The organism is Chamaesiphon sp., from assembly GCF_041738855.1.
In the GTDB taxonomy this organism is placed as follows: domain Bacteria; phylum Cyanobacteriota; class Cyanobacteriia; order Cyanobacteriales; family Chamaesiphonaceae; genus Chamaesiphon.
Genome location: NZ_JBGSPA010000039.1, coordinates 1 through 9,215, shown reverse-complemented (window position 1 = coordinate 9,215; position 9,215 = coordinate 1). Strand labels below are relative to the sequence as shown.

Here is a 9,215-nt window from a genome sequence, read left to right as displayed (position 1 = left end):
GGTGTAATCCCTACGCCACCCGCAATCAGCACGAATCCGGCACTGTCCCAATACCGATCGATCGTAAATACCCCATACGGGCCATCTAGATAAGCCTTGGTGCCTGGTTGGACATCTTTGATGGTACTGGTGAAGTCGCCGATGGCCTTGATGCCAAACTCGATCCGATCGGCACGCTCGCCGCTAGATGACATCGAAAAGGGATGTTCGCGCATACTCAGCGGGGTAATATTTAGCGTCAACCAGGCAAACTGACCCGGTGCAAAGGTGAAGCCTTCATGCCCTAATGGGCGCAACGCCAGCGTCCACACATCGCCTTGCTGCTGGATCGTTTCTTCTACTACATAGGGCTTTCTAGTCATCAGCCAGGGTTTGACCAACCGCACGTAATAACAATCTTTTCACGATCGAACTCCTAACTAAGCGTTACTTGGATGCAATGTCTTCACTTAGTTTGACGATGTAGATCGAGATGGTTTGACAGACTCAAAAGAGTCAGATCGATCGACAGTAGCGATTTCTGCACTCAAAGCGTGGCAGCGAACGATCGGGACTGACCGTTGAGAGCTTAATTATTGTGTTTTTGGCGATCGCCTATCTTCAGTATTGGCGGTAAAGGTGACTTAAAAGTGACACGTAAACTTCCGGCTGTCGATCGCGATCTAATTACTCTCATTTCGATCGCCGTCGAGGTGGATACTTGTCACATTGGTGTCATATTTATCCCTGAATGTTAAATATATAAACCTATACTGGGAAAACTGCGATGAACTTCCAGACAACTTTGCATTGGTTGTATGTGGCGGGGATGACAATTGGGGCGTTGCATTTTTGGTCTCTCAGTCGTGACCCCAAAGGCGTTCCTCAGTCTGAATATTTAGTGGCAATTTTTATTCCGATTTGGTCGGGATTGGCATACATGTCAATGGCATTAGGTCAGGGCAAAGTCGAACTTGCCGGACGCATCGTTCACTATGCGCGCTATATCGATTGGATGGTGACTACGCCACTGTTATTACTGACACTTGCTTGGACGGCAATGCAGTTTGTCAAGAAAGATTGGACTCTAATTGGCTTTTTGATGAGTACACAGATAGTAGTCATTACGACTGGATTAATTGCCGATCTTTCAGCCCAAACTTGGGTGAGATATCTTTGGTACATTTGCGGTACGGCAGCTTTCCTGGTGGTGCTGTGGGGGATTTGGGTACCATTACGGGCCAAGGCGAGGGGTCAAGGCAGCGAACTAGCCAGACTTTATCAGAAGTTGACGACCTATTTTACCGTACTGTGGATTGGCTATCCAGTTGTCTGGCTCATTGGCCCCTCTGGTTTGGGGTTGGTGAACCAAGATATCGACACGCTGTTGTTTTGTATCTTGCCTTTTTTCTCCAAGGTTGGCTTTAGCTTTCTCGACTTACATGGTTTGAGAGGTTTGCAAAATCGTCAGTCAGAAACGGGTTTCGATCGCGCGGCAGATCGGGTTTTACACTTTTTGGGAGTCGTTAATGCCGGATGGATACCAGCATCTGGAGCCAGTCGTAGCCAAACTCGTCGCCGATCGCCAGAGGGGCAAAAACCATGATGGCCGACCTCCTAGAAAAATCCATCCTCTATTGTGACGCTGGAGACGAGCGATTGGAAGCTGATTTTGGCGCAGCGGCTCAAAAGTTAGGTCGGGTGGAATTGGCAACCCGCGCGATCGCCTGAAATTTCGTTCGATCGTAAATCTAAGAGGATGTTTGGAAACATCCTCTTAGATTTACCTACTAACTTTTAGAACAACTACAGGTATTAGCAGGAGCATTAATTGGCGCAGAATTTTTGTTGCAACAACAAGGCTCATCTTTTGCTGTAAGTCCACACATACATACAGAGCAGTTGCATGAAGTACAACTACAGCCCATCGATTGATTAGTTACCTTCGTTCCGATCTGGTGTTGGCAGTAAGCCAATTTCTTCATAATAACGAATTGTTTTAATTGGTACCTGGCTTTGTGCCGACAATTGACCAATTTTCATGATGATTAATTAGATTTTGCGATTGATTGCTGTAAATTTACCGCTTGAAATTTCACCTTCTCAAAAGCTTGACGATTTTGAATCAGGACAAAAGTAGCAACGACAATTAAAAAATAACCAAACCATTTTTGTAATCGCTCGGCAGGTATAAATTTCGATAGATAAGTACCGATTGAAGATCCAACTGCCGCCGCAAAAGTAAAGGAGACAGCTAATTGCCAATCAATCGACACTTGCCCAATATAGCCCAGTAATCCAGCTCCAGAGTTTAAAGCAATGATCGCTAGGGATGTGGCAACTGCTTCTGACATCGAGAGATTTCCTAATAGTACTAGTGCTGGGACGATCGCAAATCCGCCCCCAACACCGACCAATCCCGTCAAGACTCCCACCCCAATTCCTTCGGTCAGCCCTAAACTAATCCCAATCCCAATCAGATGTCCGATTAGCCAAGTCATGAGGCTTTAACACTCTGATTGTAAGGAAGTTTCATCAGTACCATACCCATCGCACAGGTATTCGAGACTCCGGCAAATACCAAACCACAGCCGACAAAACCGCTCAATAGCAGAAACCACGGCGATACAAATGCTCCTAAAACAGTGCCCAGTGCCACTAAAGAGCCTGCGACGATCTGTACCTGCCGGAATAGACTAATTGGTGCATTTCGATCGATTTGAGTGGCATATCCAGCCGTCTTCCACGCTGCCAAACCACCTTCTAAATGAGTCACATCAGTAAATCCAGCCTCAAATAGTTTTTGAGCCGCTTGGGTGGATCTGCGACCGGATTGACAGCACAGGATCGTCTGACAATCAGCTTGAATCTCGATGGCAGCGGGATTAAATATCGATAGTGGCTGTGAGATCGCTCCAGCAATCCGTTCGCTGGCAAATTCGCCTGGTTCGCGTACATCTATCAACATTATCTGTCGGCTATTTTTATCGATTAATTGCTTCAGATTTGCGGCATCAATAGTCTGTAATTGAGATTGATTGGATGTCATAATTAACTATTAAAATCTTAAATTGTGTAGCTAAACATGGCTGAATTGCCACAATGTTCATTCGCTGGGACTGCTTCCGCCATCTTCTGTGGATCTGGTAAATTCAACTCTGTCATGAACTTGACAAACTGTTGGCGATCGCGCCCTCCAAATCGTGGATTAAAACGTTTTTCTTCGCCAATGGTGGAGACACTAAAGCCCCGATAATCATGGGCGGGATAAACTAATGTTCGATCGTCTAGCGTAAATAATTTCTGTGTCACTGAATCAAACAAAATTCCAGCATCACCACTTTGAAAATCAGTTCGCCCACAACCACGAATTAGGAGTGCATCTCCTAGCTGTTCGAGATCTCGCTCTACTTGTTCCACGACTGGATCGACCAAGATTGCTGTTTTCTGCTCTAAATCGGCAAGGAGGTACGTGTAAGTACTTGTTTGGCGATCGAGCATCTGACGAAATAACATAGAAACTAACTCCTGGCGATGTGTTCAGATCTAGACTATAATCAATATATTACCATATAGCAATATAATCGGATATTAAACTTAACCAATCCTGAATCGAGATCGATGGAAATGAATTCTGGTGCCCTGGTACAACTGGCTGACTACTTCAAAGTTTTAGCGGAGACAAATCGGCTCGAAATCTTGTGCTGCCTCAAATCTGGCTCTAAAAATGTGACGGAAATCATGACAGAGACAGGACTGGGGCAAGCAAACGTCTCCAAACACCTCAAACTCTTGGCACAGGTAGGAATTGTTGCTCGTCACCCAGTCGGGGTGAGTGTCTATTACGAGATTGCCGATCCGCTGATTTTTGACTTGTGTGAATTGGTCTGCGCTCGACTGTCTGTTAGTCTGGAGCAGCGATCTGAGCAACTCAAATCAATCGGAATTTCGGCGTTACAATCCTCTAAATGATGATATCAATCGGATTTACCGACTAGATTTTAGACCTTTAGAAGGTGACGCTGGAGCGATTATTTCTCGATCGCGAACCAGTAGTAAGGGCATACTCAGGAGTCCTAAAGCGATAACGATGCCAGTCATTACAAACACAGTAGTACGGCTCGGTTGATAATCGCCACGTTCGATTTGCCAGAATACTTGGCTGTATCGCCAAGCAGCCAGAGCGATGAGTGCGATACCAAAGACTACCATACTAACACCCAGGTTTTGAGAGTTAAAGAGCGGGTTCATAGGGCTTTCTTGATGGGTGACTAATACTCCAAGCTGACGCAAAAACAAGCCAAAGCGGGCGATTGCAAATCCAAAACTAATGAGGGCAATCGAGGTACGCAGCCAAGCAAGGAAAGTACGTTCGTTTGCTTGATGTTCCCGTTGGCGATCGATGGGTGTTCGAGACATGATGCGATTTAGCAATATGAAGGAGTCTATATTCCTTTGGATAGATTGTGGACTAATGAGCATCTTCTTGCATTTCTCTAACTCCACACAACTCGATCGCGATCCCAGCTAGCGGAATAGATAAAAATCCGACGGTAGAGGGTACTTGAGTCCGCAGTTGAGTTTCAAGTTCGCTAAGATCGATATTGATGTTCCATCGCTGGAGAAAAACGATCGACCGCTCGACAGAATAGATCGCGTTATCCAACAACTGTGGAGCCTGAGCGACTAGCTGCTGGATCTGTGAAAAAATAGCAGTTCCGATTGTGGCTACGGTTGCAACTAAAATTAATAAACTGAGCAAAAAGACCGAAAAAAATAGCAATTCCGCGCGGCATGATGCGAACTGCCCACTGCACTGGAAAGCTCAGTAAGAATGCAAAAATTGCCGCAAATATAAAAATAATAATTACCGAGCTAAAGTAAGCTACGATTTGAACGATTGCCCACCCCAGTATGAATAACAACACATAGCGAATTAGCTTGGTGTTGTTGAAATTATCCCAGATTGACTGATGTTTGGGTTGGCTCATGTGTAATTGTTTCTCGCTCTAGCTCGAATCTTACCCGATCGACTTTCAGCCTTGTTGCCTTTGATATTGCTGTCGATATCGCTCCTAAATTTTTAGTTATTGCTTAGATCGTACACAAGATCGCACCCGCTGACTCTCTATCCTTAAGGAGACGAGCGGATCTTCTCAATGGTAGAGATTACATCCGATTTTGAACCGTTATTTTATATTTGTTTCACCAGCATCGATCGGGTCGGTTGTCGAGGCATTTTGAAGCGATTCGATCGTTGTCCGCAATCGAACGGTGGGGGTAGTTGCTAGTTCAGTTTTAACAAGATAGCGACGCTCATTCTGAGTACCGGAGCCAACGGGTTGAATTTGCCATTGAGTTTGGAGATAGTTCTGAATTGCTAGCGATCGATCCTGGGCGAGTGTACCGATTTCCGATGGCGTTTGCCCGGATTGTAGCTCGATTTGCAGTGTCGGATTTTGCTGCATTACTCGACCGATCCGAGCTAGTATTTGCGATTGGTCGAATGGAATTTGAGCTTCGTTCAACTCAAAGGTGACTGTAGCCAAAATGGGAGCGATTCGATTGAATGTCACCTCGGCTGTCTGATAATCTAATTGTCTGCGAATCTCCTCGATCGGTACCGCTTGTCCATCACGATCGATATCTCGCTCGCTCAAGTAACTAATCTGCATCTTCAACGGTATCACGGGGCTGGTACTGGCTGCATAACTCACCAATCGAGCTGGGGGCGGTAAGATTAGGGATTCGATCGCTAGTTTGGCACTTTCCAAAAAACCAGATTGCAACTGAGCTGTTGTCGGCGGAGGGGCTGGCTTGCTTGCTTCAGACAATTTCTGCAACAGATCGCCAGAAGCCGTGGGAATTTGAATCAGATTTAAGGCAATTGAGTCTAAAGATCGCTGTAGCTTCGTCGCTAGCAGTTGCTTATATCGCGATCGTTCGGCTTCAGTATAAACTTGGCTAGTAACTACTTGAAGTTGAGCGACTAGTTGCCGTTCTCGTTTTTGAAATGAGAGCTGACTGATGTACGATCTTGCTTTACCATCTGGAAAGTCCGCAAAGTTCTTTTGCCAGACCTCTGTGGCGTTACTGCGGAGTCAATTCTGTTGCTGTTTATAATTAATCTCACTTTGAAGCTGACCGTAAGATCGGTTGAGCGGCACCGAAATTACCAAAATAGTCGTCACAATTAGTAATAGACGACTCGGTAAACCACCAATACGCTTCAGTCGCCCAGATACAGGCAGTTTATCTACTAATGACTGTACCCAAATGCTCTCGCGATCGGTTTCCCGCCATGCTCGAACTTTTTCCCTCACGGGATCGGCATCGATATTTAAGGCTAAAAACACGAGCATCGCCATAAAAGTAATGGCAACCAAATTGGTAAAAAATAGCAGTCCGCTACCTCGCGCTACTGCCAATCCAGTCTCAGCATTGAATAGACCTCCTGCAAAAGTCCGATCGAGAGATATACAATAGATCCAAATTAAACCCTTTCGATCGTGAGCTATAAACAAGTTGAAAATTTAAAGCCAACAGAGTTCAAACGGCTGTGTGGCGTAACTCCAGAAATATTTCTGGAGATGGTAAAAGTAATTGCGGCTGAAAAAGTTTTAGCAAAAAAGCGGATGCGCGCACGCCTTTGTTTCCCGACGGTTTAGCGCACCAAGCAGAGTGGAAGACCTAGTAAATTGAGCTGTGAAGACCAAGTGTTAATGACGTTGGAATACTGGAGGCTGGGCGGGTACCCCGCCCAGTAGAGTACCGTACCTATTTTCACATGGGTACAAATTGGGGTTTAGACGAAACAAGTGTTTTGAGAATTGTGAGAAAAGTTGAGAATATTTTGATTAAATCAGGATTGTTTAATTTGGAGGTTAAAATATTCAGGGTTCTTTCTTCGAGATATAGAAATCGAAGACAGCGATTTGGGTTGAGATTTAACTTAATTGCTGGAATTTACAATTATGAGCTATATTTAGCTTCAGAAAAGGCGATCGCGTGATACTTTTGCAGGAGGTCTAGTGTGTAAAGTAGAGCTTGGGCACAAGGGAGAATGGTGTTCACTGTTCTCGTTAATATTGTTATGTGCCCTTTTTCTCACATTTTGGCCACCACCGATACTAGTTCTTATGTATTGGTGCAAGATGTGAGTATACGAACGCCATCCCGATGCTCAACCTTGGGGGATTCGGATCGGACACTGTGCCGTTTATCATTTTGGATCGCGGAGTCTGAAAAAGCATTAATGATTCATGGAGTTGTGAATTTTCGTCATGAATTAACGCTTCCCCTTGTGGTTGGAAACTCGAATGGGTAACGGGAGTTTGTTAATACCGTGATTGACACTTTCGTCAAAATTGAAGCACTGTGGTTGTGTTCGGAAGCGATCGAGAAAGTGCGATCTAACAGGGTTTCGATCGTCATCTTATTTCCAGATAATATCCCAATTTGGGGTGATATCTGGAATGTTTCCGTTATGTCGTTGCACGAGATATCGTTGCTGACCTGGGCGGAACTGTTCAGGGTTGATGACAACTCCAGTTCCGATGCCATCCACTAGGGCAATGAGTGCATTGGCTTCCAGTGTTAAATCAAGACCATCTCGAATTAGCTTTGCTGTTTGCAATTCAGCTAATTCTTGACAAATGATTTGGCGTAAAAAGTCATAGCGTTTCCGATGCTCCTGAACTAGGGTTTCGCGTCCGACCGCATACCCTAAAAACGCGACCCAAACTTGCCAACCAGGGATGCCACGGGCTTCAAAAGGTAAAGCTGAAAAGATCATCTGTTCTAGCCGTTCAATTCCCTGTCGTCCCACTGCATAGGCTTTCATATCTTCAATCAGATTTTCAGAGACTCGTTCTAGCGCGAACAGCATCAACTCATCTTTGTCTCTGCTGCTGGAACTTGTGCTGGCAACATGTTACTCAAGCAGGCAAATCTAGCTTCGTCTAATCCCACTCTGCTTGCTATCGTGACTTCGCCTTGGTTTATTGGCGCGATCGCTTGCTATGTCTTTGACCTGATTCTTTTTACTCAGTCCTTACAGCATTTACCTGTATCAACTGTTGTTCCAGTCGTTTCGGGGATGCGGATCGCGGCAACGGCAATTTTGGCTTACGTCTTTTTTGGTGAACATCTCACGCTCAATCACTTATTTGCATCCAGCGCGATCATCGCAGGCATCATCATCATGTCACGTGCTTAATAGGAGAAACGTATCATGCCTAAACTATACTCTGCTTCAGAGTCGCTCTGCTCTCAAAAAGTGAAGCTGGTATTAGCTGAGAAAAATCTTGAGTGGAAAAGCCACTTACTTAACCTGCTAACGTTTGAGAACTTGCAACCAAACTACATTCAATTAAATCCTAAAGGGGTTGTGCCAACCTTAATTCACGATGGTAGAGTCGTGACTGATTCTGCCATGATTGTCCGATATCTGGATGAACAATTTCCACATCCTAAATTGACTCCTGCTGAACCAACATTGCAAGAAATGATGAAGGGTTGGATTGAGTTGCAAAACCAATTTCCAATGCGAGAGTTGATGTATGGTAACTTTCGAGGAATTGAAGGGATTGTGTTGCGTCGATCGGTTCAAATCAAACAAAGATTGCTGCCTCAACTCATGCAAGCTCATCCTGAACTCCAAGCACAATACGAAGCCAAGTTAAAGGATGTCAGGCAATGGAATTCTACAATTCAAGATAGGAAAGAGATTGCCAACATAAATAGAACAATTGAGCCGATGTTAACTCGATTAGAGGCACAATTAACCCAGACGGAATGGCTATGTGGTGTGACCTATTCTTTAGCGGATGTGGTGTGGACAGCGGTTCTCAATCGGTTAGAGAAGTTGAAGTTTGGTTATCTATGGGCAGACAATACCCGTCCTGCTCTCAGCGCATATCTTAACCGCCTAAAAGCGCGTCCTAGCTTTAAAGCCGCAATTCAAGGTGATGAAATGCCTCTGCCCATGCTTTTAGCGGGCTTACGCAGAACCTTTCTAGGTATCTGATATTTGCCAGCAGCACAACAACCCTGGTGCAGCGGATTGACCGAAGCCACATCATTTACAAGTCATCGATCTGAAGATTGAACATTACAAACACCTTGAAGCAACGGGTGAAAACGATCGCAACTGCATTTTCTGGAAGCACTATCTTGAGAATGCTTTAGACGACAAGTTGAACGAATAATTTTCATGGCATTAAATATTTAGGAGA

Annotated in this window: 12 protein-coding genes and 4 pseudogenes; 6 read left to right on the top strand and 10 right to left on the bottom strand. The window is 44.9% G+C overall.

Annotation, left to right across the window (positions count from 1 at the left end):
- A pseudogene (locus tag ACEW9I_RS04960) lies at nucleotides 1-389 on the bottom strand (oxidoreductase); the annotation flags it as partial.
- Between the two features lie 377 nt (nucleotides 390-766).
- On the opposite strand from ACEW9I_RS04960, the gene ACEW9I_RS04955 reads away from it, so the two are divergent.
- Both ACEW9I_RS04955 and ACEW9I_RS04950 read left to right on the top strand, forming a co-directional pair.
- Entirely contained in the window at nucleotides 767-1,585 is an 819-nt protein-coding gene (locus ACEW9I_RS04955; RefSeq protein ID WP_373539253.1) for a bacteriorhodopsin, read from the top strand.
- A complete protein-coding gene (locus tag ACEW9I_RS04950) occupies nucleotides 1,582-1,710 on the top strand; it encodes a hypothetical protein (RefSeq protein WP_373539252.1) in 129 nt (42 codons plus the stop codon). The genes ACEW9I_RS04955 and ACEW9I_RS04950 overlap by 4 nt, the downstream gene beginning before the upstream one ends.
- 210 nt (nucleotides 1,711-1,920) lie before the next feature.
- On the opposite strand, the pseudogene ACEW9I_RS04945 reads toward ACEW9I_RS04950, so the two are convergent.
- From ACEW9I_RS04945 to ACEW9I_RS04930, 4 genes and pseudogenes are all read right to left on the bottom strand, one after another.
- Nucleotides 1,921-2,025 (bottom strand): annotated as a pseudogene (locus ACEW9I_RS04945) (MerR family DNA-binding transcriptional regulator); the annotation flags it as partial.
- 2 nt (nucleotides 2,026-2,027) lie between these two features.
- Nucleotides 2,028-2,432: pseudogene (locus ACEW9I_RS04940) on the bottom strand (sulfite exporter TauE/SafE family protein); the annotation flags it as partial.
- Between the two features lie 44 nt (nucleotides 2,433-2,476).
- The gene (locus ACEW9I_RS04935; RefSeq protein ID WP_373539251.1) at nucleotides 2,477-3,028 is read right to left on the bottom strand and encodes a rhodanese-like domain-containing protein; all 552 of its coding nucleotides are present in this window, start codon (nucleotides 3,026-3,028) and stop codon (nucleotides 2,477-2,479) included.
- Nucleotides 3,029-3,045: 17 nt separating this feature from the next.
- Complete coding sequence (locus tag ACEW9I_RS04930) at nucleotides 3,046-3,495, bottom strand: hypothetical protein (RefSeq protein WP_373539250.1); 450 nt, start codon at nucleotides 3,493-3,495, stop codon at nucleotides 3,046-3,048.
- Nucleotides 3,496-3,600: 105 nt separating this feature from the next.
- On the opposite strand from ACEW9I_RS04930, the gene ACEW9I_RS04925 reads away from it, so the two are divergent.
- Nucleotides 3,601-3,951 carry an ArsR/SmtB family transcription factor gene (locus tag ACEW9I_RS04925; RefSeq protein ID WP_373539249.1) on the top strand — a complete coding sequence of 117 codons (351 nt, stop codon included), beginning with the start codon at nucleotides 3,601-3,603 and terminating at the stop codon, nucleotides 3,949-3,951.
- A gap of 15 nt (nucleotides 3,952-3,966) precedes the next feature.
- Here the strand turns inward: ACEW9I_RS04925 and ACEW9I_RS04920 are convergent, their stop codons facing one another.
- The 4 genes from ACEW9I_RS04920 to ACEW9I_RS04905 all read right to left on the bottom strand — a co-directional run bounded on the left by ACEW9I_RS04920 (nucleotide 3,967) and on the right by ACEW9I_RS04905 (nucleotide 6,503).
- A complete protein-coding gene (locus tag ACEW9I_RS04920) occupies nucleotides 3,967-4,398 on the bottom strand; it encodes a YidH family protein (RefSeq protein ID WP_373539248.1) in 432 nt (143 codons plus the stop codon).
- 52 nt (nucleotides 4,399-4,450) lie between these two features.
- Entirely contained in the window at nucleotides 4,451-4,762 is a 312-nt protein-coding gene (locus tag ACEW9I_RS04915; protein ID WP_373539247.1) for a hypothetical protein, read from the bottom strand.
- Between the two features lie 406 nt (nucleotides 4,763-5,168).
- Nucleotides 5,169-5,822 carry a hypothetical protein gene (locus tag ACEW9I_RS04910; RefSeq protein WP_373539246.1) on the bottom strand — a complete coding sequence of 218 codons (654 nt, stop codon included), beginning with the start codon at nucleotides 5,820-5,822 and terminating at the stop codon, nucleotides 5,169-5,171.
- A 258-nt stretch (nucleotides 5,823-6,080) separates the two neighbouring features.
- Nucleotides 6,081-6,503: a hypothetical protein gene (locus ACEW9I_RS04905; RefSeq protein WP_373539245.1), complete on the bottom strand. Its 423-nt coding sequence runs from the start codon at nucleotides 6,501-6,503 to the stop codon at nucleotides 6,081-6,083.
- A gap of 386 nt (nucleotides 6,504-6,889) precedes the next feature.
- Here ACEW9I_RS04905 and ACEW9I_RS04900 point away from each other — a divergent pair.
- A pseudogene (locus tag ACEW9I_RS04900) lies at nucleotides 6,890-6,991 on the top strand (IS5/IS1182 family transposase); the annotation flags it as partial.
- Nucleotides 6,992-7,414: 423 nt separating this feature from the next.
- On the opposite strand, the gene ACEW9I_RS04895 reads toward ACEW9I_RS04900, so the two are convergent.
- Nucleotides 7,415-7,867 carry a TetR family transcriptional regulator C-terminal domain-containing protein gene (locus ACEW9I_RS04895; RefSeq protein WP_373539244.1) on the bottom strand — a complete coding sequence of 151 codons (453 nt, stop codon included), beginning with the start codon at nucleotides 7,865-7,867 and terminating at the stop codon, nucleotides 7,415-7,417.
- 42 nt (nucleotides 7,868-7,909) lie between these two features.
- Between ACEW9I_RS04895 and ACEW9I_RS04890 the strand changes: the two genes are divergently transcribed.
- Together ACEW9I_RS04890 and ACEW9I_RS04885 are read left to right on the top strand one after the other, a co-directional pair.
- Nucleotides 7,910-8,197, top strand: coding sequence for an SMR family transporter (locus ACEW9I_RS04890; protein WP_373539243.1), 288 nt, complete (start codon nucleotides 7,910-7,912; stop codon nucleotides 8,195-8,197).
- A 15-nt stretch (nucleotides 8,198-8,212) separates the two neighbouring features.
- The gene (locus tag ACEW9I_RS04885; protein WP_373539242.1) at nucleotides 8,213-9,007 is read left to right on the top strand and encodes a glutathione S-transferase family protein; all 795 of its coding nucleotides are present in this window, start codon (nucleotides 8,213-8,215) and stop codon (nucleotides 9,005-9,007) included.
- The last annotated feature ends 208 nt before the right edge of the window (nucleotides 9,008-9,215 follow it).